Source organism: Kangiella sp., from assembly GCF_048265365.1.
In the GTDB taxonomy this organism is placed as follows: domain Bacteria; phylum Pseudomonadota; class Gammaproteobacteria; order Enterobacterales; family Kangiellaceae; genus Kangiella.
Genome location: NZ_JBLXBT010000003.1, coordinates 96,696 through 119,068 on the forward strand (window position 1 = coordinate 96,696; position 22,373 = coordinate 119,068).

Sequence of the window (22,373 nt, forward strand, 5' to 3'; positions counted from 1 at the left end):
CCGGCAATAGCGGCGTGCTTGTTGGCGATCTTCTCCCTACCAGGGACAGCATCAGCCGCTGATGCGATGTGTGAGGACTCTGGCATTTTCGGGCCAAAGCTGTTCACTGATATTTGCTGGGCGTGCCTGTTTCCCATCAAGGTTTCCGGTGTGCAGATCACCCCCGGCACAGCTCCGGCGAAAGCCTCGAAGCAGGTGTTCTGCGTCTGCCAAGAAGGCACCTCGGGCATCTACAAGCCGGGCATCATCACAGCAATGTGGGAGCCAGCGCGCATCGTTGAGAATGTCCGCAAGCCCGGCTGCTCGCCCACTCTCGGTGGAGTCACCCTGCCACTTGGCTCCAAGCGTTCCTATGGCCGACTGGTACAGGACCATGCAAAGCGCGATGACATGGAAGACGGGTCTTTCTACCAGACTCACTACTACGCCTTCCCCTTGCTGCAGATCCTCGACCTGTACACGCCGACCAAGTGCAATCCTGATGGCTATCTGGACGTGGACATCATTTCCTTCACCGAAATTGACCCAACTTGGGGGAACGCAACGCTAGCTTTCTTCCAGCATCCTGAATCGGCAGCGGTGGCCAACCCGGTGGCACGCGCGGCATGCGCCGTCGAGTCTGGCGCCTTAGCCGCTGGCCAGGAGCCCCTGGAGTCGATGTGGTGGTGCTCCGGCACCTGGGGCGGAATATATCCGCTGACGGGCCATGTATCAGCGCAGGACTTCAATCGCACCTCTGCATTGATCAGTGCCCGCTTGCTGAGCCAGCAGCACCGTCGCGGACTGGCGAGAAGAACGATGGGTGACGAAAACGTCTGCACGGCTGGCATTTACCCAACCATTCCGAAATCCCAGTACAAGTTCGCACAGTTCTGGCCCAAGGCAATGACGCAGGAGGGAATGTGGATCGGTGAACACCCCTATCACTGGGACGGCGGCACGAATCGACACGTTCCCGGCACCCTCAATGACAGCATGTACATGATCTGGCGATGGACTGATTGCTGCTCAAAACTGTAGTGAAGCGCTAACAAATGACTGAATTTCTCTCTCTCTATCTCCCGCCGACCATCGCGATGGCCATCCTGGCAGGCTTTCTTCACGTTCGTCTCATGGAGACGCCCGCATACCGGGGCTGGTGGGGCGAATACAAGGTGAACCTGATGCTGCGGCTGTGCTTGAGCGGTGAGTACACCGTGTTTGCTAACGGCATCTACCGGGGAAAAACTAAGGGTGAAAGTACCCAGATCGACCATGTGGTGGTTTCCCGCTACGGGATTTTCGTTCTGGAAACCAAGGCCTACAAGGGCAAGATCGTCTACGACCCTCTGCAGCCAGACCAGTGGCTGCAGATCGTTGGGCGGCGCAAATACAGGATGCAAAGCCCTTTGCTACAGAACTATGCCCACGTCAAAGCTGTTCAGCAGGTTGCAGGAGTCCACAGTCAAAAGATCCACAGCTACGCGGTCATGGCGGGAAGTGCTGACTTTCCAAATGGCAAGCCCGAGCGCGTCTATGGCATCTGGGAAGCGGTGCGCAAGATCCAGAGCTACAAAACACCTATCTTCTCCAGGCGGCACACGGACGATATCTGCGCGTCATTGCGCCGTAGGCGCATCAGAGGGGGGTATTGGGCCGGCAAACGTCATGTTGAACGGCTACAGGCCCAGACGAAGGGAGGCAGGAAGGATGCGGATCAGGGGTTGTAGTAGAGGTAGATTCCGATGGGAATGCCTGCAATAGAGCCCAGCAGCATGCCAATGCCTATCGCAGCGAAGAGCTGACTGTCCCAGAGCGGTACTCGTACCGCATGGTTACCCATATCAACCACGTCCAGCTCGAAGTCCTCCAGCGCATCAACCTCTTGCGGCCCAAGGGCCGCAAGAGCTTTCCCCTCATTTGCCGGGTTGGTGGGATCGTCGTTCCGCTCCCGCCGAGTCCTCCCCCGCCTCACCGGGACCGAATTACCAGCATCAGATGACATGTTTAGGAGCCCTCAAATGATTCGCCCTGCATAAAGCAGGGCGATGTCGGTACGCGTGAATCAGCGTTGCACTACGCAACGGCTTCCGCCTTGGTTTCAACCGCTTCTTCAACCGCCGTGTCGGGCAGTTCGCTGGGTGCGTCTGTGATCTCGTGTTTCTGCTCTTCCACGGCGATCTCAGCGAGCACTTCCTGGTCTTCCTGATCGTAGGCGCTCTTTTTCGCTGCCTGGCTGAGCTTGTAGATGTTGACGAACAGGCCCTTGAGCTGGCGAGACTTGAGCTGGCGGAACTGATTCGCCTCGTCCGTTTCCATGATGCCCATCAGCCAGACGGTATCTACCAGGATGATGAGGTTGTCGAACGCCAGCAGCAGATCCACGGCACGCTTGAGTTCAGGCGTAGTGATCTCGACCTGCGTCGAGCGCGGATTGTTGTGCTCAGCGCGATCAGTGATCCGCTGGGCTTTGAGCACTGCTTCGAGGCGGGCCGAGTCGTCCTTAATTTCTTTCTCGAAGTCGGCAAACAGCTTATTCAGCGCCTTGGTAGCGGCCTTGTGCTGCTTGGTGCTCATGTTCAGCCGCGCGAGACGCTTGCGCGAAATCACGTCAAGGGTGAACAGGGCAAGGGAGACGTTGTTGAGCCAGGTGCCGATGTAGTTCTTGGCTTCCTGGGTCTTGAAGGTAATCGTCTGCCGCATGATTGCAGTCGAGTACGGTGCGCGCTTGGCTATAGGGGTAAGGGCCATTGGGATAACTCCGTGATGTTGGTGGCAACACCATTTCACCAAACCGCGCAGCACAAAAAACGTCCAATCTGACAACAATGTGGTAAGCAAAAGGATTCGTCGGATACCGCACGCATCTGGTTGACGAAACGCGCCCGACAGCTTCAAAATTCAGCCAAGCACTCATGTTCTCCGTAGTGCTTGCGAAACATCAGCCTCATCCCCGCGCCTCAGCGCAATGAATCTTCGTCAGGTGCATGTTGCACTCGACAAGAGCCTGAACCGATCTTCGGCCAGGCAGCCCAGCATCATCATGTGAGCTGGGTACAGCCAAATCGGGGCTTCATCCGATCTAACCAACGGCAAACAGAAAGAGCGTCCCACTAGGGGCTTTTTTTGCGTGCCATAACAACCCGCAGCGGGGAAAACTCCCTGCGGGGGTTTCTCCGTCTGCAGCAAGCAAACGGAGAAATGAAATGGAAAATCTGAAGGTCAAAGTCATCCTGGGATATAGCGTCCTCGCTACCTTTCTGGGAATGATCTATCAGCCGGAAGTGGTACGTGCGCTGATGCCTCTCGCGCTTTGTGTCGTGCTTGCAGCGTTCGCGATGTACGCACCAGACATAATTCGAGCCGTCACCACCAACCTCAAGTCCCGCCGAAGCTACACCATGGCGAGCAAGACGTTTCGCGTTAAGTGCACCACCCCAGTGCCTGCACGCGTAACAGCCATCCCAAGTATCGATTACGACAACTACATCATTCCCACCTATCTGCGCTGCCAGGAGGTGAAATGATGATTCGCGTCGATTTCGATAAGCCAACCTACCTGCGGGCCAGTCTGGGCCTCGCAATACTGTCACCCCGTTCTCAGCATCTCCTTCCGGGAGCTGATGACGAGGTTGCGGAGCCAACCTTGGAACCTGTTGTCATCAACCGTCTTTTCAACGGAAGAGCACAGGTCAACACCGATGCTCAAACCGATGCTCAATCTGAAATTCGAGGGGAGTTGATCCCCTTCAAGCCCGACGACTCCGATGATCAGGAAATCCAGTCATCTGAGAAGGGCGTTGAGTTGAGCTTCGGTGGCATCGCGGGCAAGTCAGTTACCGGCCTGTATGGCGGTAGCGGTCATGCCCCTTACCGCTTCAACAAGAAAAATGGACCCTCATTCTTCTTGCGAGTCGGTGAACACCTGATCTGGGGCGTAGAGCTGGCCCCTGAAATTCGTCGCTCCGGCGCGGAAAAGGGGGTTAGCACCATCAGCGTCACCTTCATGGGTAAACAGCCGGTAACGGTGCTCAAGAAGGCGAACGTCAAAAACGGACAACCTGAAGACGAGTGGGTAAACACCCATAAGAACCTTTGGGAGGTCAGGAAACTGTCTTGAACCCAGCGCCCGGCCGTAACACGCCGGGTTCCTTACGATTGGAGGTCGTCATGTCAAACGTATCCTCGGGCAACTACGCCCCGGAAAAGCAAGATGTGCTCGACGCCGCAAAAGGGCGCTGGGACGACATCTTTCAGTCACTCGCTGCAGAGCTTCTTCCGTTCCAGAAACGGCCGGGCTGGCATGGTCCGTGTCCTGTCCATGGCGGGGAAGATGGTTTTCGAGTGTTCAAAAAAACCGCTGATACTCACAGTGGAGGCATGTGCCAGACCTGTGGTGTCAAAGCCGATGGCATTGCGCTGCTGATGTGGGTAAACAAATGGACCTTCAGCGAGGCGCTGGCTGAGGTGGGTGCGCGGTTGCGGGTAAAAGATCCATACGGGCGGTATGCCGATGGTGACCGCGAGCCGCTTCCCCCTAAGCCTGCTGTTCAAGCGAAAGTCCACAAAGGGCCGAGTGATGCGTGGATTCGAGAGTCACTGCGCAAGATATGGAAGGGCACTGTACCCCTCACAGATCCTGCAGCAGAGCCGGCTCGGTTGTATCTGCGCTCACGAGCAATTCTTTGTTGGGATCGTGCAGGAATGGAGCGATCCGTTCGTTTCCACCCGGCACTGACCTACAAGGATGAAAAGGGAAAGCTGCAGCAGCACCCGGCAATCGTCACGTTGCTGATATCACCGGCAGGTGAAGGGGTAACCGTCAATCGACTGTACCTAACACCGAAAGGCGAGAAGGCACCACTGCGCGACTGCAAAATGATGTTCCCTATCCCGAGCGACCGCACACTTCCAGGTGCTGCAGTCATCACGTCGCGAGCCAGCGAGGTGATTGATGTTGCTGAAGGGTTGGAAACATCTCTGGCCATTGAAACAGCACTGGGACTCCCGGTTTGGCCAATGGTCAACACATACCTGATGGAGCAGTTCGTTCCTCCGGCCGGTACCAAGGCTGTCCGCATCTGGGCAGACAAGGATCGGAGTGGGGGTGGTAGGAAAGCCGCCGAAGCACTCAAGGTTCGGCTGTGGGAGATGGGCATCCGTGCTCAGATCAAGATGCCACCCATGGAGATTCCAGACGGTAAAAAATCGGTCGATTGGAACGATGTGCTCATTGCACACGGACCGCTCGGCTTCATGACTCACGAGGCCCACCGCGCTATGCGGTAGGCCTCGTGCCTTTTTCAAACTGACCAGAATGTGGTTGGTTTAGACCACCTCTCCGCTATTGCCATCAGGATAATGAGCCGCACTGTTCAGTTGCCGGCATTCACGATGGCCTATTCAAAACTCCCAGTTCTGCTCATTGCCACCATGCTTTCGAGTGCCCATGCGGCCACCTCCGCGAAGGATGTGCAGAAAGCCGAGTCAACTCCTGCAATCGCCGGCTCGTCGTTCTACGCCGATAAGGAACGAGGGTGGTTCTGGTATGAAGAGCCCGAGCCCGAGCCCGAACCTGAGCAACCGAAAGAGGAGCCGCCTGCTCCAACACCGCCTCCGCAGCCGACCGAGAAAGCTGAGGAGTTACCCCCTGTCGGTAGCGTCGCCTGGCTCCAGATCATGATCCCCAAGCTCAAAGAAGCCGCCATCGACGATCCATCAGAGGTGAACGTCAAGGCCTTCTACTACGCCCAGCGCCTGATGATGGACAAGGCTGAGCGGTTCTCCAGGGCGTCGATGCAGACGATCAAAAACGAGCCATTGCTGGATGAGGATCTTCGATATCCGACATCGAACGCCGCATCGAGCGCACTGGCCTCGGCTGCCGAAGTACAGAAGAAAGAGCTGCTGAAAATCATCGCAAACGATGCAGCGCTGATGATCTTCTTCAAGGGCCGCGACTGTGCACTGTGCGGACAGGCTATATCAGCACTGCAGGGATTGGAGCACGCATATGGCTTCACCATCATCCCTGTGTCCATGGACGGGGAGCCCCTACCAGGGGGGGAGTATCAGAATCTGCAGTATGACGCAGGCCTGGCGAAACACCTGGGGATCATTACCACACCGGCTATCGCAATGGCGGTTCCGCCAAACGATGTTCGCATCATCAGCTACAGCACGATTTCGCTGGAGGCTGCCAGTAATCGCATCCTGCAAGCGGCAAGCGATGTTGGGTTGATCTCCAAGGAAGAGATGAACGCCACCTCTCGGCTGGCGCAGATCGGCTTGATCGCACCAGAGCAGATCGTCGATGCGCCGGCTGATCCGACCAAATCACCCGAAGACTTTGTGAACGCAATGCGCGATGCCGCAGTTCGTGCTTTCGATTTCCAGAATGGAGAAGACCAGTGAGGATTAACGCTCTCGCATTTGCCGTTGCTGTAGGAATCGCCATTCCCCTAACGGCCTCTGCCACCATCGAGCAGCAGGTCAACAGCATGTTTGGCCAGCTCATTAACGTGACAGGTCCTGGCTCATACAAGACCGCTTCGCGGGGTGTCGTATCGGGTGGCGGTATTGTGCTGCGAAATCGCATCACCACTTCCAACCTGATAAGCATCACGCCGCCCTCTGCAAAAGGCGGCTGCGGCGGCATCAACCTTTACACAGGCTCTTTCTCATTCATCAATGGCGAGGAGTTTGTCGGGCTGATGAGAAACATCGCCTCAAACGCGGCTGGAGTCGTGAGTGGCTATGCATTTGAAGCCGCGCTGGATTATATGGATGCGTCAACTGCAAGCATCATTCGAGGGCTGCGCAACAACATCCAGCGCCTAAACGAGATGTTCTCGAATTCATGCCAATTGGCTACTGGAGTCATAGATGCCGGAAGGAAAGCATTTGCCGAACATAACGATCTGAAATCGGCTGCCACTGGAATGCTTGAGAACGTAACGTCTGACTTCTTTTCATCCAAAACTGCGACTGCTACATCACCGTCAGAGCGGCTTGCAAGCGCAGGGAAGATGAAGCCGTGTTACAACACTGGCAACGTCATGTGGTGCGGCTTGCGCAAAATGGGGATCGCTTCACACCTCACTAGCGGCAACGACGAGTTTGCCGAGTTGATCATGTCGATTGTCGGTACACATATCCTTACCCTAAAAGATAATGATAAGGGTGGAAAAGAGATAACTGCGTCCCCAATTCAGCCGACTATCACAGACCGATCAATCTCCCTTTTTGTGGATGGGAGTAAGGGATCGGACGAAAAGGTACTCAGCTGTGATTCCGATGACAAAGAGCAATGTTTGAACCCATCTGTTCGAACGCTCGGCTCATTCAAAGGTTTGAAGCAACGCATCATCGATGACGTTAGAACCTCAGGCGTTTTCGACAGGCTGGCGAACGGTACTGCGTCTGAGGCTGATGGCGCAAAAGTTCAGTATTTCATGTCCAGCGCTGTTGGCCACAATCTTATGCGTGTTATTCAGAAAGCTGGAGCAGCTGAGGGCTATATCTACTTTGAAGAATTTGCACATGTAATCGCCATCAACGCTGCATATGCAGCAATTATGGAGCTGATTGACGCTGCGCACGCGGGACTAACTGGCGTTGACTTCGCTGAAGCGGAAAAAATAAAAGAGGATTTGCGTGCCGCTCGGCAACGAGTCACAAGCGAGTGGACAAAAGAACTCATGAACGGAACCAATTTCCGTGATGCAGATAAGCGAGCTTCTGAGATTCTGCAATTGGCTGAGAACAATGATAATGGCAAAACAGTTCAAGGTCGTCAGAACCAGGGGGCAGGGAGCTAATTTATGTCCATGAACATTTATACGACTGGCAGCGGCGAGTTCCTTGAGATAATCCTGAACGCAAGTGCCATGATTACAGGCTCTGGATTCAGTGAGGATCTGGCGCGCATCGGCTTTCTAATTGGTTTGGTGCTGCTCAGTTTCCAAGCAATATGGAACGGCCAAGGCATTTCATTCCATAAGGCGGGTATGCTGTTCGTGGTGTACCTGCTGCTATATGGCCCAACAACTACAGCCGTTATTGAAGATACAACGACGAACCAAGTGCGCATCGTAGACAACCTTCCTATCGGACCAACCTTCATTGGCTCCGTTATTTCGACTGTGGCCTACAATATTACAAAGACCTCAGAGCAGGCTTTTTCAACTCCATCTATGACAAACTATGGTTTGTTTAGCAGTTTGAATACACTGGCCAAAGTGCGCGACGTGCTTAGAAATCCACTAGCACTTGACTCATTTGTTAACTACCGCAGAAACGGTGGATGGGATCTTCCGAAAAGCGTAAACGAATATCTGACGTTCTGTACGCTTAACCCGATCAACCTTAGGAACTATACAACTATCGACGAGCTTTATCGTGGTGCCGGACTTGAATCCGTTCTTGCTGCGCCGCTTATATCTCAGTCAGCGTACATATATGACGGACAGCCTAATGGGCGTCTGGACTCATGCACAAATATCCAGCCTCGCCTCAATGCTGCCATTCGAGAGGCGATGATGGATGTGATGGGTGAAATTCTGGATAAAGGGTTTGCAGCTGAGAAAGCAGCAGGCAAGGTTACTACGCAATTTGAACTGCAGGCTCAAATTGACCAGTCCATCCAGAGCTTTGCCATGAGCGCCAAGAGCGCCCAGGGCTACACCGAGATGTCGCTGATCCAACCAATCTTCGGTGACGCCCGTGTCAATGCGTTGAACCACTGGCAGGAACAGAATGCCGCCCTGGCACTACGGGAATCGCTTAACCATCAAGAGATCCAGTGGGCCGGGAAGGGCGACACCTTCAAGCACTATATGCGTCCCATGATCGCCTTCTTTGAAGGTCTACTGTATGCGATGACCCCATTCATGGCATTCGCCCTGGTACTCGGCGACAAGGGTATGTCCATACTTGGCAAGTACATGGTGCTCCCCTTGGCAGTCGCCCTCTGGATGCCCTTACTGAGCATCGTTAACGCCTTTACCCTCTGGTATGCCGGCGCGGAGATGCAAGCAATCTTTGACGGGTACGATGCAACCTCGCAAAGCTTTGCAATGCTTCAGTTGCTCGATATAGATCATGCCATTTCTAAAGCTCTAGGCGTCGGAGGCATGCTCGCAGCATCGGTACCGCCGCTCGCGCTCTTCATCGTCTCCGGTTCAGCCATGGTTGCAAATAGCATCATGGGACAGATGACTCAGGGCGATAAGTTCCGCACGGAAGATGTAATGCCTCGTACTAAGGATCAGGCCCCGATTATGGACACATCGGCCAGCTACACGTCTGATCAGATGACTACAGGTGCAAGCGTCACGGGCGCGCGAGCAACAGCACCTAAGTTGTCTGTGGCTGCAGGAGCTGATGCAACTGTTCAAAGCAGCCACGCAAACGCGCAACAAAAAATATCCACCCTTCAAGAGACTCTTCAAAGTGGAGCATCGCAGCTCTCTTCAACATCTGCGGGAAGACAACAGCTTGCGCAAATTGGCGATCAGCTGCAAACGAATCTAAAGCTCGGTGAAAGCACAAATTACAATGATGCTGTAAGGAAACTTTCCTCAGCGGGATGGAGCCAAGACGAAATTAAAGCTGGCTCAGCATCTGGCCATCTGGGCGCTTCCCTTCCAATGGGTCTGGCTGGCGGAAAGCTGGAACAGTCTGCAAAGTTTCAGCAAATGAGTTCTGAGCAGCAGCAATTAACGAAAGAGGGCGTTCTTCAGCTTCAGCAGGTTGTAGACTCCAATCGGAGCGACACAGCTACCTTTGCCGCAGCTGAGGCATTTACTCAAAACAACCAAGCCATGGAGCAGGTATCTAATAGCGATACTATCGGCAAAACGCTCACGGAGGCGAAATCGGCACAAGCTACATATACAGATACCAAGGCGTCTAGCCAAGGCTGGAGAAGCCAGCAAGACCTCGACATAGGCCAGGCTGCGGGTAAGGCAATTGCAAATAGCGGCCTTACAAAACACGCGGCCGCACTGGGCATACGAGAACTTGCAGGACAGAATGAACAGGACTACGCAAGTATTCGCAATTTGATGAATTCTGCTAGCGTGCAACAAGCTACAACGGATAATGATGAAAGAATCATAGCGGCCTCTATGCTTCATATGCAGCAAACAGGAAGGTTGGGCGAGCTTGTAAACTCGCAGTATTCTCCGTTCGACTTCAAGGTTGACTCTGGGAATGCAAACGAACTGGCAGGCCTGAAAGGTACAGCGCCTGATACCACTGGTATGGGTGATCGCTTCGAGAATGCTCGTAGAGGAGCAGCTGGCTCATTCCTGGAAATGAATGACATGAATACCAGTGGCTATCATTCTACGAAAGCCGATGGTAGAGATGTCATTGACGTTAAGGATGACGCAAATGCAGCAGTTGTTCAGGAGCACTATCAAACAGGTCTGAATAATCAGCCAACGGATCAGCCTCCCGTTGTGGATACGTTCATGAGCAATCCTGAGCCGCTTACACGTCAACTCAGCGAGATGCCTCAGAATTTCTCAAATGCGGGGCAGGGCATAAAAAATGCGGCTCAGACAACTTACAGAGAGCTACAAGAAGCTGGCGAGAAATATCGGGAATCAAGTAAGCCACGAAGCCCAACGAGCATAGACTAAAAAAAAGCCCGCGATGCGGGCTTTTTGTTTACCTCTGTGCAGGAATATGTGTGAACCATTTATAGAAGCAACGTCCGGCATATATAGCACAGACAACCGCGATCAGGTCAGGAAGCCACGAGGACCTGACACCAAAAACCGCTTCAAACAGTCCGATGCCAAAGATGAGGCAAACGAGAACCATAAAGGTAAACAAGAATGAGAGAACGACCCCTAAAGCCTGATACCAGACCGCTTCCCGGACGTCAGGCGTACTCCCATCCCACCTTTCGGACAGGCAGAACGGGCAGCAGCTCGATACGGGGCGACCACCACCAAACCACCATCCCCAGCCGCCGTAGAAGCCGCGACTAAAGATTGTCTTCGGCACCATCATCTTTCCGCAGCACTGGCATTTCACTGAATCATGGCTCGGCATAGCCACCTCTCTCCACTTCAACCTTGTCATGACTACATCATCGCTCGGTATCTCAGGAACCCAAATGCTGATCGGAAATCGCGTCAATAATGGCCATAGCTCTCCCTGGTAGGGAGCCCAACGAAAACGCCAGGCATTGCCTGGTCGGATAGCTACATGCAGCCTGACTGTGAGTAATCAAGCCTTTATCGTGTTGCACCAATGGCAGGTGCTCGCCTTTCGCCTATCTTGGATTTTGATCTGACGGCAGGAAGAGCATTCGACAACGGCAACCTCCTGAGAGCGATAACCCGACGCAAGAAGCCAGCATTCAGATGCGTCGAGAGTATCGGCCTCAGAGAAATTCAGGTACGACCAGATCAGGCGGTACTCATTGAGCGCGAGCGAAAAGGCCAGCGCATTGATACGAGTCTCGGGGTTCTTGGCCAGCAGCAGGTAGATGCTCATGAAGAGCAGAGCGTGGCGAGGCATTCTCTCGATACTGCTCGAATGACTGCCGATTCGACCGCCTCCCTTCGGGCCAACACGATTCTCACGGCGCAACTTACGATGAAGGCTGTTAACGCGCTCAGGCAAGCCAACGTGGGCGGTAACGAGTTTGGGGGTCACACCATCCTTCAGCAGCCTTTCTGCGACGACATCACCACTGGTTAGCTCCGCGTTCCAATCCCGCACGCGGCCCATACGCTTACCTCCATTAGCGCGCTGGTGCTTCAGCTCGCCGAGGATAATGCGCAGGCAATCACTCAACTGCGCCTCAGGGTTGTCAGGCTTCAACTCCAGGGAGGCGAGGTCGCACCGAAGGCCAACCTTGAAGCCTCCTTTCTGAATCATCATGAGCCGTCGCAGAAAAGGTTCATGCCGGAAACGGTCGAAGCCTTCATTGTCGAACCCGATGCTGATCAGTGGGTTCGTCTTGTTAGTGATCGCGAAATTGATGGTTTCAGTGACCATGGTCAACCGGATGCATGTGCGCTCAAAAAGGTCATCATCCAGCCCTCCACGCCCAACATCCAACCTGTCATAGGAGATCCTAAAGAGAGAGATCGGAAGCCGGTCCAAAGCCTCCAGTTTTCTCCGGTTGAGCAGGTGCAGCCACATCACATCCCTTGAACTGATCCGCTGTTCCTGGAGTACATCCGGGAAGCCCTGTGGACCTGCCAGGATCATGCGGCGCATTGTCATCTGAATCAGCGCACTGTTGAGTGAGTACATTCCTTAGCTCCCCGATTTCTCTAAAGCTTGAAGTGAGCGCCAGATCATCAGGACATTCCTGGCGTATGCACGAGCGTCTGCTTCACGTTCTGGATTCATTGTGTGGTACCCACCGATGCCTAGCTCGATGTCGTTTCGCTTAACAGAAAGAGACTCGCAAAGGATCTGGGCAGCCACCGCGATATTCGTTTCTGGATCAAGCAGCATCTCAGGCGACTTTACGCGCGCACCGTTCCACCGAAGATTAATCTGCATCATGCCGACATCTGTAAGCGGATCTTCCTGAATGTAGCGCTGTAGAAGCTGTGCGGCTTCGGCCTGACTATCTGGATATTTTGAACCGCTGATTGCATTGCGTAATGCGAACGGATGGGGAGTAATTAACCCCCTCCCTGCCGGATGCCGTGACTCCTGAATCGCGAGCGAGTACAAGAGTAGTGGTGGTGCTTTGCAAGAACTCGCATTGGAAACCCGTTCCCAGACAGTTCCCTTCAAAGTGAACGCCCATACTGTAGGGCTTGCGAGTGCCACAATCAGAAGAAGTGGCATTAGCAAAATTCTATGCGGAGCCATTTGCTGTTCTCGTGATCCAATCTGGTGCTCGTTTAGCTGGCGCAACGGGGGCTACGCCATCAGTTACTTCCGCACACGTTTCAGCTGCAATGGACGGCTCGGAAATGTGACCTTTAAACGGAGCGGATGCTTCACTTCGAGCTAATTGCATTGCGGCCAAAGCGAGAAGCCGTTTCCCTCGCAACTCTGGTTTTAACGACTCCAAATGCGCGAGCAGTTCCGAATATTGCTCGCCAACCCTCACCTGAAAACGCATAGCAGACCTCATTTATCTTCTGAAAGGCGTCTCAAGACATGGCGATAATGTAGAAGCCGTTCGCGTTGCTTTTGACACTATTGGCAGGCTTAATTACCAGAGATTCGGGAAACTCAGAGCGAGCATATTCTTCGTAAATCGAGGCGCCACCGCCTCCCAAAATCACGCAGTCGATTGCGCGACCACGAAGAAAACGAAGAGATTGTTTGATTTCACCTAATACCGCAGGAATAACACGATCAGCTGCGCGCTTTAAATAAACGTCCAACTCAACCTTGCGGCCGAACATCAGGATGTAAGACCGGCCGGACTGTAGCGCATGCTCGATCTTTTCAACACCCGGAATGCCACCCTGTTCCAAGCCAATCTCTTCGTTGCAAGCCTGAAGTAGAACGCTCATTGCTTTAACGCTACTAGAGCTTGACTGCGCAACCAGTTCACGGTGATCGAACAGAACCCAATCCACACTGAAGAATCCGGGATCAAGAACGAGCGAAACAGACTCCTCTACAACATCCGCACTATCTGATGTGCAATAAATATCGGTAAGGGTGCCGATTGGCTGTGCAACAACTACGACGGATTTGACTGTGACTTCGCGTTTTGAACTGATGCGGTGAGTACCAGTCATTGTTTCAACGAGCGCTTTAACATAGCTCTCATCTCGTGCTTGAGTGACCGGCAATCCAGTTACAAGCACGTCGATTACATCTCCACTACCTGCTGCATGTAGCAGAGATGCTTTAAATAGGGCCTGATAGGCCTCCGAGCTGGTGTAATCCTCGTGCAGCTCCCGACCTTCCTGGACCCTTCCAGGGGCAGCGAATGCAACCCATGGCTCGCCATTAACATCAACCAGTACCTCGCCGGCTCGCAGACCTGAATCGCCGGGGATAGAGGCCAGCGGTGCAGCCTGGGACGGCCTTACGAAGGATTCCGGTTGCCCTACGCCGTCACCGAAGGTGCCAATTGTGTTGCTGTAACCGATATCCAGGCCCAAGAAGGTACTCATGACTCTCTCCAGAGGTAGTGCCCGCTATGCGTTGGGGCGAAGTTATGTGCTTGGCGATGCCGTAGCGGAGCCTTAATGGCAACAAGGTCACTAATTTGTCGCTTGCGAAGGGTCGAAGCGACAGAGCGTTGCCGGCATGGCTGCCGATTGGCCACGGAGAGAGATTATCGAGACTAAAAACCCGCCTGTGCGGGCTAAAGGTACAAGAATCTTGTAGGTTTAGCCCGCCTAACCGCTCAGTGGTCTGCCATGCTTCCGAAAATTTTACGGTACCTGGCATGAGTCCCAAGAAGCTGCGCATCGATCACCCGCTGGATGAGCAATATCAGGCCCTATACGACATGGCTTTGAGCGTCGCCGAAGCCTATCTGGCCCACGCCAACTCACTGATTGAGCAGATCCACGACCGCAAGCTGCATACCCACATGCTCATCTCCGTTCGCATCAAGACTCCCGGCTGCTGGACCGCAACCTGGGCCAAGAAGGTGATGGTCAAGGACACAAAGATGTCAGGTGTCGCTGTTCAGAAACTGCGAGCAAAGTCGAAGGCAGTGGCCGGAGAGGTCCTAACGGTAGATCTGCCCAAGGGGGAAGGTTTTTCCTATAAGGCGAGCACCTTCAATTCGCTGCCACGGGAGCTTCGCGAGGTCGCTCTGCTTTACGAAAGGTTGCTGGCGGATCTGCGCAAAGCCGGTCAGGAGAACAGATCCCTGCGGCGGTCTTTGGACTATCACGCCGCCAGGACAAACAAGATACTCGGCCAGTGCAATGCCTCCCTCGATGCATCCAGGTTGCTACGCAATGCGATTTATTCCGATGCACCGCCTCAGAGCCTACCTGAGTAGCCTTAGAACGGGCCGAACCCAGTAACCATGCGGGTTTGAGCCCCGTTCTAAGCTTCCCGGCGAGTGTTAGAACGGGTTGTTTAGAACGCTGCGACACGAAGCTTAGAACGCGGCACGGTTTTTACGAACCTTAGAACGGGCCGAACCCAGCAACCATGCGGGTTTGAGCCCCGTTCTAAGCTTCAAGCCGAGTGTTAGAACGGGTTGATTAGAACGCTGCGGCGCGAAGCTTAGAACGCGACGGGATTTTCACGAAGCTTAGAACGGGCTAAACCCAGCAACCATGCGGGTTTGAGCCCCGTTCTAAGGTTCCCGGCGAGTGTTAGAACGGGTTGTTTAGAACGCTGCGACGCGAAGCTTAGAACGCGACGCGGTTTTCACGAAGCTTAGAACGGGCGAAACCCAGCAACCATGCGGGTTTGAGCCCCGTTCTAAGCTTCGCGTTCTAACATTCGCCCGTTCTAAACAACGAAAAAAAAAGGGACCTCGTTCCGTATAAATCTAATACGAGATGAGATTTTTGAAAAAAGTTGGGGTTCTGTGTCGCGTAGCGGATGTAGCCGATGCCAGGGAGGCAGTGGGCAGTTGGGACTGCCGCGAGGGGTGTGAAGATGGTACCACCGGGAGTGACTGAGGCGGGTGTTTTTTGATGGTGCTGGAGCTATTGGTAGGGAGCGTTTTCGCTCTGGGGGCAGGTGTCGGGGTAGCGGTCGGTACCAGGAAGATCTGGTGCGATCTGCTGGCCGAACTGAGAGGCGACATCGCCAAGGTGCGAGCGCTGCATGCCCGCCTGCTTGGTGATCATCCAGGGGGCAACGATGGGAGTTGAGATTTCGCTGCTGCCGAGCTTCGGACCTTGGACCGATTCGCTCCATGGGTTTGTGCTGGCAGCTGGCATGGTGCTGACGCCGCTCACGGGTGTGGTCGTGTTGGCCCGCGTGTATCGGTATGCGCTGACGGCTTTGGTGTGGCTGCTAGGAAAGTGAGGGAGGCCGATTGGAATTCAAAGAGATAAGGGCTGGCGAGTTCTGGCCACCGATCCTTCCGAACGGGAGGTTCTTCGCTCAGGCGCCTGAGTCAGGGGTGGTACAGCAGATCCTGGAGGTAACTGACACCGGGCTGGAGTGTGGGGGTGTGAGCTTTAACTGGGGGGACATTACCGGCTTCGCAATCCAAGGAGATCAGGCAGTGCTGCTCAGCCAGAAATACCCCTCTGGCGGTTTGAAGTTCATGGTTGGAACCTGCCATTACATTGGCAGCGGGTTATCGCCTCAGCAGTACGTCAACGGCTACCCGGTCGAGTATTGCCTGATGAATCGAGTGACGTTCGAGCAGCAGCGGCTTTAACACTGTGTCGCGTAGCGGATATGCACGCTGTATGCGGGACATGGAAGGACAGTACATATTTTCTTGGGGATGCGGTGATGAATGAAGTGAGCACCAACGAGCGGAGCAAGCAGCTATCCGAGATGCGAAAGTATCTGTGGGAGATTAATGATTCCACCACGAACGGTCCACGCGAAGAGGCCATACGTTCCAAAGCATCAATCGTCGTCGGTGGAATTTATATCCTAGTGCTTTTCCTTGTGATCACTCTGAACGTCGAGCAATGGGGACTCCCCTCATGGGTGAACGGCATTAAACTATTGATATTGTTCTGTTATATATTGGCTGGGATCTATTTATCGAATTTCACTGCGCCTATAGAAAACTGGTGCGTTAAAACATGCAACAGTAAGGGATGGTTCCAAGGCCCAACATGGGGCGACCTTCTGCGCAATGCCTTTAATCGCTATCAACCGCTGAATCGTGAAGATCACGAAGCACTAAGAGCTGACAGCAATAATGGCCGTCTCTCCGCAGGACGCATCAGGAAGTGGTTGGACCAAGAGCAAGCGGCGGTAATAGCAGCGCAAGTAAATGATGCTCGTAATGCCATTTCTGAAGTCCAGCTATTCGATTCGAAGGCCTGATGAAGATGATCGAGGGCAGCAGAAACCAAAAGAAAATGAATCTCTCAAGTTTTGAGCTACCTGCAAATAGTGACCGCTTCTGGCAGCAACTGTCTCAACTGGAGGGCGATTACCCGGCTGGTGCGAACCTGGTCGAAGCTATGTTCTGCTTTCAGCGCTGCTCCAAGCTGATTCCGCTCGTTGTTCGCTCAATCAACACAGTGCTTGCAGTTCATTCAGGATGCATGGGCCTAACTCGCAAGGACCGATGCGGCGAGTTCCTGCTTGCGTGTCGCGAAGCGTATGTGAGCATGATCGAGCAATTGCGAATTGCGAGCGATGTAGAGCGCGAGACGGTTTTACTTCTGCTCGAAGGACGGCCCGGAATCCGTGCTGAATATTTCCGCTCGACACGTAGCGCAGGTCCTGCAGAGCTGGCAGATATGGTTTTTGGCCTTGAGGAACTTCGTAATCGGCATGGCTGATGCGGGCTTGGGATATCTCACAGCCGCGCTTCACTGAACGCGCGTACTTAGATTGCGAACATGTGTCGCGAAGCGGAGGCTGTAGAGATGTCGAGCGAACTCGATCCAGAGAAGCGCAAACGCGCCCTGGACAAGATCAAGAAGTGTTTTGCGCTGGCCAAGTCGAGCAATGCGCACGAAGCTGATGCGGCAATGCGCCAAGCGCAAAAGCTGATGGACAAGTTCAAGTTTGAGCTTGGCGATGTACATGCATCTCGGGCAGAAGAATTCACCCTGAAAGTGGGCAAGGGCAAGAGCATGCCGGCGCGCTGGGTGCGAATGCTCGCGGCGACAGTGGCGAAGGCCTTTGGCTGCATCAATCTGTACGGTTACGGTCGATCCGGGCAGACACTGACCTTCATCGGTGATACCGGCACGGCCGAGATGGCGGCTTACGCCTACGAAGTGCTGGCTCGACAGCTGACCGATTCACGCAGGAATTATCTTTCTGGATTGCAGTTCGCGAGCCCATCGAACAAGCGCCGCGCCGGTGACCTGTACGCCGAGTCGTGGATCACCTCGGTAGCACGCCGGGTAGAGGAGTTCGCCGGAGTGTCCGAAGAGGTGGAGCGGGCGATCAGTGCCTACATGAGCAAACACCACCCGGATGTTCCGGTGGGCAAGATGAAGCGCCGCAAAGTGAGCCCGCAGGAATACGGGGCCTACCAGCAGGGACTTGAGGACGGAGCCGGGGTTTCGCTGCACACCCCGATGGGTCATGACCAGGTGGCCCAGATCGCACAACAGGCCAACGGAGGTTGAAATGAAACGGCTGAGATTTACGAACGCGCTCGTCGTGCCTCTGATACTTGCGGGCGCTTTGAGCGGATGCAGCAGGGCGACGCTGCCGGATGCATACGCTGCCGATGATGACTACCTGGATATCAGGATCGGTCACCGGCAATGGGCAGCGGCTCCCACGCCGGTACTGGCAAACATCATCGTGTGCGAAGGCCAGATCCGCTTCCACAACACCCTGCAGCCCGAGCCAGTGTGCGAGGCGAGCAGCAAGGGAGCAGGGCAGGTGAACTACGCGCCGGCTCGGTTCGTGCAGCTGACAGACTGGCTGGAGCAGAACGGCTACGGCCCGGCGAGCTTCATCCACATCGACGACGATCATTCCCTCTGGGTGAGCGTGCTGAAGGGCGAGACGCGGGACTTGCAGGGCGCCGAGTACGAAGACTTCTTCGGACACAAGCCTGGCTATGAATTTTCGGGTACCGGCCCTCTGACATCTGGAGCGATTCGCCCCGTGCGCTGATGATCCAAGAAACAGGCCCGCCCTGAGCGGGATTTTATCTGCCTGCAATTTATCCCCTGAATCCGTGGGCAACCCTGTGGACAACTTCCGGTACCGCTTGAGCAATCAGCCCTGAAAGTCATGAACAAAAATTAGCCAGCGCACCGAGCTTGGGTTCGTCCACCTCACCGATAGACTGGTGAATACCTCTGTGTCAGTGCCGTAAGGTATCTCGGCCAGCACGACAAGATATGGCAAAGAGCATGACCCACGAAGAACAAAACCAGCAGCTACGCCAGTTGCTCCAGGATGCGATGCCGGCAGTTGCCAGCGCCTGGCTGCAGTCTCGCGGCGAGAAGTTTGCAGACACCTTTCTAGCCATCAAGCAGGCTCTGTCCCAGCAGGCCGACGAATGCATTCAAGGCAGCGACTCTCCAATGGAAACTGAAGCCCACAAGCGGACTCGGTGGCTGTGGGATTTGAGGCAAATTGTCAGCTATCTCGACAACAACGAAGATTGCACCATTGCCTCAGGTTCAGTCTTTCATCATCAAATGCGCATGGCCTATGAGGCGCTATCAGTCGAGCCTAAGCCGCTGGCCTACATCCGTTCCAAGGATTTGGATCGACTGGCACCTGAACAAGTTGTGGGGTGCACAGCGTCCTTGAGAAAGCAGGCGGGCAAAGGCTGGATCGCTATTCACGCTGCCCCAGAGGCGATGCCTGAGTTTCCTGAAATAATTTAAGCGCTGCGGGGCTTTCGTGAGGCCGAGCCAAAGAGGGATGCCTGAACGATAGCCAGAGAAAAGCTACTAGAACCCTGCAACGCCGTAGGTGACTTGTCGCACCGAACTTGGGAGATTCGTGTCCGCTGCGATAATGCTCAAACAAAGCCCGGCACAGTCACAGGAATCCCCCATGGCCCGAGACACCTACGAATCCAACATTCAGTTCATCGAGCAGACCGTAAAGCGCCTGGAGCGCAACGAGGTCAGCATTGACGAGCTGGAGTCACTAGCTCAGGAGTTCGCTAAGGCCCGTGCATTCTGCGCAGACCGGCTGTCGCGCATCGAGCAGGTTGTGCAGGCAACACTGGGTACCGAAGGGGAGCGGGGCATTGAGCGTGGCTGATGAGGGCGAGGGCCACCTGAGCCTGAGTGCCTACCTGACCCAGATCCAGAAGGCGTTTCGCGCTGCGATGCCCGACAGCTGCTGGGTTGTCGCCGAGCTGAGCGACTTCAAGCGTCGCCCCAATGGGCATTGCTACATGGATATCCTCGAATCGCGAGACGGTACCGAGGTGGCCAAGGCACGGTGCACGATGTTCGCCAATGTCGCCGGCAAGGTGCTGCAGCAATGGCAAGAGGCGACCGGGGGCTTGCCGCAGGCGGGCATGAACGTACTGCTCAAAGTCAGGGCGGATTTCTCCCCTCAGTTTGGCTTCAGCCTCATGGTGACCGGCATTGACCCCAGCTACACCCTGGGCGACATGCAGGCAAAACTGCAGAAGATAATTTCCTCTCTACGTGAGCGGGGCTGGCTGGATCTGCAGCGCGGGCTGCCGGCGCCGAGTGGATATTGGCGCGTGGCGGTTGTAGCGCCGCACGAGGCTGCGGGGCTGGCCGACTTCAAGCGCGACGCCGAGCAGTTGGCCGGCGCCGGCGTGTGTCAGTTTGAATATTTCGCAGCGACCTTCCAGGGCAAGGATTGCTCCGAGAGCATTCGCGATGCGCTGCGGCAGGTTCATGAGCGTCACCAGGCTCAGGGCTTCGATGCGGTCGCAATCATTCGCGGAGGCGGCGCGAAGAGCGATCTGGCCTGGCTCAACGATGCGAACCTCGCGGCGTGGGTATGTCGGCTGCCGGTGCCCGTGTTCACCGGCATCGGTCACGAGGTGGACGAATGTGTGCTCGATCTGGTTGCGCACCGGCGTTTCGACACACCGTCCAAGGTGATCGGGTTCATCAAGACGGCGCTCATGTCCGAGGCATCGGCGGCGCGGGCGCGGGCAGAGCAGGCGAGCGCCCTGATTCAGCGGCTGGTGGCCGGGCAGGGGCCGTACCTGGATCGTGCATGGGGCTACTTCAGCCGGCGTGTGGTTGAGCGGCTTCATGCCGAGCACCGAAACCTGCTGGACCGTCAGTCGCGGTTTGACAGCGGCCGAGCCCGGCTCATTACCCAGCAGCAGGCCGAGCAGCAGGCTGCGCAGGATCGTTTTTCACGCTTGACCCTTGGTCTGATCGCCAGTGAGCGACAGAAGGCCCTTCTGGGCGCTTCCAGGGCCTCCGCTCAGTCGCTCTCCCTGATCGCACGGGAAAATGCTCGTTTGGCGCTGGCGGGCACCCTCTACGACAAGACCAACCCGCTCGCACTGCTGAGCCGGGGCTTTGCCCTGATCCGTTCCCCTGGTGGGGAAATCGTTACCAGTGCACAGCAGGCACGGGCAGCCGGCCGGCTGGATCTGGCCTTTGCAGATGGCCACCTGAGCGCAACAGTCACTGAATCAACCAATGGAGCACAGACGACATGAACCCTCAGACCAAGCTCTTTCTCAGTGCCGGCCTGATGCCCCTCTTGCCTATTGTCGGATTGGTGAACCTACCCGAGGTACCGCCCTACTTGCTGGAATTTTTCGTCGGCGTTGGGGTGACGGGTTTCTCGCTTGCCGGGCTGAGCGCGCTAAACGAATGGCTGACCCGCAAGGTGAAAGCAAAGCCTGTCCGCGTCGAGATCCGCCCCAACTTGCTGGCAGTCGATGGGGTAGAGCTGCACATCCCGTTCTCCGGCGACGCACATCTCTTCAAGAACCGGGAGAGCATGCAGCTGGTGGTCAACGAAGTCGTTGACCACCTGATCAACCGTCAGCGCAGTTGGATTCAACTGAGGCCATCGGCGGATGTGCTTGTCCTGCCTCAGCCACTTCTCCTGAGCGAAATCGAGGCAGACGCGCTAGCCGATCTGCTGAATGCCGAGTTTGTCGAGCCAACGGTTCGGGCGTCGCGCGGCGCGGTGTCGGCTGAGCCTGCAGACATGGCGCTCTGCGGCGCCAACGGGTAGAAGCACCCCGCATGAGTCTGCAGGGTGCCAGCCAGGCGATGCCTTACTGCTCCGGCGCAGCAAGCCGCATGGCATAGGTCTTGGCCACCTCGGTATCCACCTCGGCATTGAACGCTACCGCCATCTCGTGAAGCTCCTCGTCCGACTCACCGTGGGTGATGGGCTTCCAGCCGGCCCGCAGCGTCGCCAGCACGTTGCGGCCCTCGCTCCAGTATGAAGCTTGGAAGAACGCCGCCTTATCGCCAGACGGCGGCAGGTAGGCGATGGCCTGCTTTTCGCCAACAGCCGTTTGGTAGGTCTTGGTGCCAAGAGCAATAGGGCCTACGTCTGTGACTTGCCAGCCGAGGGGGGAGAGGCTGGCGCGAAGCTTTGCCTGCGTGGTGAGGTACTTTTCGGAAAGAATCATGGGTGGCCTGCTTGAGAGGTTCGGTTAGGTCGCACCCATACTTCCACGCCCTCCCGAAATCCCCAGCGCAAGGCCGTGCGGCTCTATCGGCTCGCCGTCTAAACCTGCCAGATCCTTGCAACATTGGCATGCCTGCCGGTACGCCGGCCGCGATAGCCTATGCCCGCTCGAAATCCCAGAGAAAAACATCCGCTGGGAAATCCTGTCGGTCAGCTGGTGCAACGGCTGCTCCGGCGAGGGCTTGGGA

At 55.3% G+C, this 22,373-nt stretch carries 27 protein-coding genes; 21 read left to right on the forward strand and 6 right to left on the reverse strand.

All coding sequences use genetic code 11. The annotated features are described in order from the left end of the window. Positions 1–21 precede the first annotated feature (21 nt). A complete protein-coding gene (locus ACN0VI_RS13385) occupies positions 22–1,020 on the forward strand; it encodes a TraU family protein (protein ID WP_417447111.1) in 999 nt (332 codons plus the stop codon). 14 nt (positions 1,021–1,034) lie between these two features. Next, complete coding sequence (locus tag ACN0VI_RS13390) at positions 1,035–1,709, forward strand: nuclease-related domain-containing protein (RefSeq protein ID WP_044314987.1); 675 nt, start codon at positions 1,035–1,037, stop codon at positions 1,707–1,709. On the opposite strand, the gene ACN0VI_RS13395 is transcribed toward ACN0VI_RS13390, so the two are convergent. Further along, positions 1,697–1,984: a hypothetical protein gene (locus ACN0VI_RS13395; RefSeq protein ID WP_213919173.1), complete on the reverse strand. Its 288-nt coding sequence runs from the start codon at positions 1,982–1,984 to the stop codon at positions 1,697–1,699. The genes ACN0VI_RS13390 and ACN0VI_RS13395 overlap by 13 nt on opposite strands. Before the next feature lie 71 nt (positions 1,985–2,055). Continuing rightward, positions 2,056–2,730 (reverse strand): DUF1845 domain-containing protein, encoded by a 675-nt coding sequence (locus ACN0VI_RS13400; RefSeq protein ID WP_125878296.1) that lies wholly within the window; start codon positions 2,728–2,730, stop codon positions 2,056–2,058. A 455-nt stretch (positions 2,731–3,185) separates the two neighbouring features. Between ACN0VI_RS13400 and ACN0VI_RS13405 the strand changes: the two genes are divergently transcribed. From ACN0VI_RS13405 to ACN0VI_RS13435, 7 genes are all read left to right on the forward strand, one after another. Further along, entirely contained in the window at positions 3,186–3,506 is a 321-nt protein-coding gene (locus ACN0VI_RS13405; RefSeq protein WP_019406563.1) for a hypothetical protein, read from the forward strand. Beyond that, positions 3,503–4,099: a DNA primase gene (locus ACN0VI_RS13410; RefSeq protein WP_230486006.1), complete on the forward strand. Its 597-nt coding sequence runs from the start codon at positions 3,503–3,505 to the stop codon at positions 4,097–4,099. The genes ACN0VI_RS13405 and ACN0VI_RS13410 overlap by 4 nt, the downstream gene beginning before the upstream one ends. A gap of 50 nt (positions 4,100–4,149) precedes the next feature. Then, positions 4,150–5,268, forward strand: coding sequence for a DUF7146 domain-containing protein (locus ACN0VI_RS13415; protein WP_181086888.1), 1,119 nt, complete (start codon positions 4,150–4,152; stop codon positions 5,266–5,268). 72 nt (positions 5,269–5,340) lie between these two features. Then, the gene (gene traF / locus ACN0VI_RS13420) at positions 5,341–6,393 is read left to right on the forward strand and encodes a conjugal transfer protein TraF (protein ID WP_181086889.1); all 1,053 of its coding nucleotides are present in this window, start codon (positions 5,341–5,343) and stop codon (positions 6,391–6,393) included. 86 nt (positions 6,394–6,479) lie between these two features. Continuing rightward, positions 6,480–7,799, forward strand: a complete 1,320-nt coding sequence (locus ACN0VI_RS13425; RefSeq protein ID WP_268993846.1) for a conjugal transfer protein TraH — start codon at positions 6,480–6,482, stop codon at positions 7,797–7,799. Positions 7,800–7,802: 3 nt separating this feature from the next. Further along, positions 7,803–10,628 (forward strand): conjugal transfer protein TraG N-terminal domain-containing protein, encoded by a 2,826-nt coding sequence (locus ACN0VI_RS13430; RefSeq protein WP_417447112.1) that lies wholly within the window; start codon positions 7,803–7,805, stop codon positions 10,626–10,628. Positions 10,629–10,674: 46 nt separating this feature from the next. Then, a complete protein-coding gene (locus ACN0VI_RS13435; RefSeq protein ID WP_417447113.1) occupies positions 10,675–10,830 on the forward strand; it encodes a hypothetical protein in 156 nt (51 codons plus the stop codon). 393 nt (positions 10,831–11,223) lie between these two features. On the opposite strand, the gene ACN0VI_RS13440 is transcribed toward ACN0VI_RS13435, so the two are convergent. Together ACN0VI_RS13440 and ACN0VI_RS13445 are read right to left on the reverse strand one after the other, a co-directional pair. Next, on the reverse strand, positions 11,224–12,261 hold the full coding sequence (locus tag ACN0VI_RS13440) for a hypothetical protein (protein ID WP_417447114.1): 1,038 nt from the start codon (positions 12,259–12,261) through the stop codon (positions 11,224–11,226). 3 nt (positions 12,262–12,264) lie between these two features. After that, on the reverse strand, positions 12,265–12,756 hold the full coding sequence (locus tag ACN0VI_RS13445) for a transglycosylase SLT domain-containing protein (protein WP_417447115.1): 492 nt from the start codon (positions 12,754–12,756) through the stop codon (positions 12,265–12,267). Between the two features lie 29 nt (positions 12,757–12,785). Here ACN0VI_RS13445 and ACN0VI_RS13450 point away from each other — a divergent pair, with 29 nt between their 5' ends. Beyond that, complete coding sequence (locus tag ACN0VI_RS13450) at positions 12,786–12,944, forward strand: hypothetical protein (protein ID WP_417447116.1); 159 nt, start codon at positions 12,786–12,788, stop codon at positions 12,942–12,944. A gap of 177 nt (positions 12,945–13,121) precedes the next feature. Here ACN0VI_RS13450 and ACN0VI_RS13455 read toward each other — a convergent pair whose 3' ends face one another. Then, positions 13,122–14,102: a ParM/StbA family protein gene (locus ACN0VI_RS13455; protein ID WP_181086894.1), complete on the reverse strand. Its 981-nt coding sequence runs from the start codon at positions 14,100–14,102 to the stop codon at positions 13,122–13,124. 278 nt (positions 14,103–14,380) lie between these two features. On the opposite strand from ACN0VI_RS13455, the gene mobI reads away from it, so the two are divergent. The 11 genes from mobI (at position 14,381) to ACN0VI_RS13510 (ending at position 21,720) form a co-directional block, all read left to right on the forward strand. Further along, on the forward strand, positions 14,381–14,947 hold the full coding sequence (mobI, locus tag ACN0VI_RS13460; protein ID WP_044316134.1) for a conjugative transfer protein MobI(A/C): 567 nt from the start codon (positions 14,381–14,383) through the stop codon (positions 14,945–14,947). Positions 14,948–15,765: 818 nt separating this feature from the next. Further along, the gene (locus ACN0VI_RS13465; RefSeq protein WP_417447117.1) at positions 15,766–15,933 is read left to right on the forward strand and encodes a hypothetical protein; all 168 of its coding nucleotides are present in this window, start codon (positions 15,766–15,768) and stop codon (positions 15,931–15,933) included. Positions 15,934–15,943: 10 nt separating this feature from the next. Continuing rightward, the gene (locus tag ACN0VI_RS13470; protein WP_019406843.1) at positions 15,944–16,294 is read left to right on the forward strand and encodes a hypothetical protein; all 351 of its coding nucleotides are present in this window, start codon (positions 15,944–15,946) and stop codon (positions 16,292–16,294) included. A 77-nt stretch (positions 16,295–16,371) separates the two neighbouring features. Beyond that, the gene (locus ACN0VI_RS13475) at positions 16,372–16,920 is read left to right on the forward strand and encodes a hypothetical protein (protein ID WP_417447118.1); all 549 of its coding nucleotides are present in this window, start codon (positions 16,372–16,374) and stop codon (positions 16,918–16,920) included. Next, complete coding sequence (locus ACN0VI_RS13480; RefSeq protein WP_181087014.1) at positions 16,920–17,384, forward strand: hypothetical protein; 465 nt, start codon at positions 16,920–16,922, stop codon at positions 17,382–17,384. The genes ACN0VI_RS13475 and ACN0VI_RS13480 overlap by 1 nt, the downstream gene beginning before the upstream one ends. 87 nt (positions 17,385–17,471) lie before the next feature. Then, positions 17,472–18,185 (forward strand): DUF2786 domain-containing protein, encoded by a 714-nt coding sequence (locus ACN0VI_RS13485; RefSeq protein ID WP_019406845.1) that lies wholly within the window; start codon positions 17,472–17,474, stop codon positions 18,183–18,185. 1 nt (position 18,186) lies between these two features. Then, positions 18,187–18,684 (forward strand): hypothetical protein, encoded by a 498-nt coding sequence (locus ACN0VI_RS13490; protein WP_417447119.1) that lies wholly within the window; start codon positions 18,187–18,189, stop codon positions 18,682–18,684. Positions 18,685–18,926: 242 nt separating this feature from the next. Beyond that, complete coding sequence (locus tag ACN0VI_RS13495; RefSeq protein WP_230486011.1) at positions 18,927–19,409, forward strand: hypothetical protein; 483 nt, start codon at positions 18,927–18,929, stop codon at positions 19,407–19,409. 172 nt (positions 19,410–19,581) lie between these two features. Further along, positions 19,582–19,794 (forward strand): exodeoxyribonuclease VII small subunit, encoded by a 213-nt coding sequence (locus tag ACN0VI_RS13500; RefSeq protein ID WP_230486012.1) that lies wholly within the window; start codon positions 19,582–19,584, stop codon positions 19,792–19,794. Further along, positions 19,787–21,193: an exodeoxyribonuclease VII large subunit gene (xseA, locus tag ACN0VI_RS13505; protein WP_417447138.1), complete on the forward strand. Its 1,407-nt coding sequence runs from the start codon at positions 19,787–19,789 to the stop codon at positions 21,191–21,193. Before ACN0VI_RS13500 ends, xseA begins: the two co-directional genes overlap by 8 nt. Further along, positions 21,190–21,720: a hypothetical protein gene (locus tag ACN0VI_RS13510; RefSeq protein ID WP_413970824.1), complete on the forward strand. Its 531-nt coding sequence runs from the start codon at positions 21,190–21,192 to the stop codon at positions 21,718–21,720. Before xseA ends, ACN0VI_RS13510 begins: the two co-directional genes overlap by 4 nt. Before the next feature lie 43 nt (positions 21,721–21,763). Here the strand turns inward: ACN0VI_RS13510 and ACN0VI_RS13515 are convergent, their stop codons facing one another. After that, entirely contained in the window at positions 21,764–22,126 is a 363-nt protein-coding gene (locus tag ACN0VI_RS13515; RefSeq protein ID WP_417447120.1) for a hypothetical protein, read from the reverse strand. Positions 22,127–22,373 lie beyond the last annotated feature (247 nt).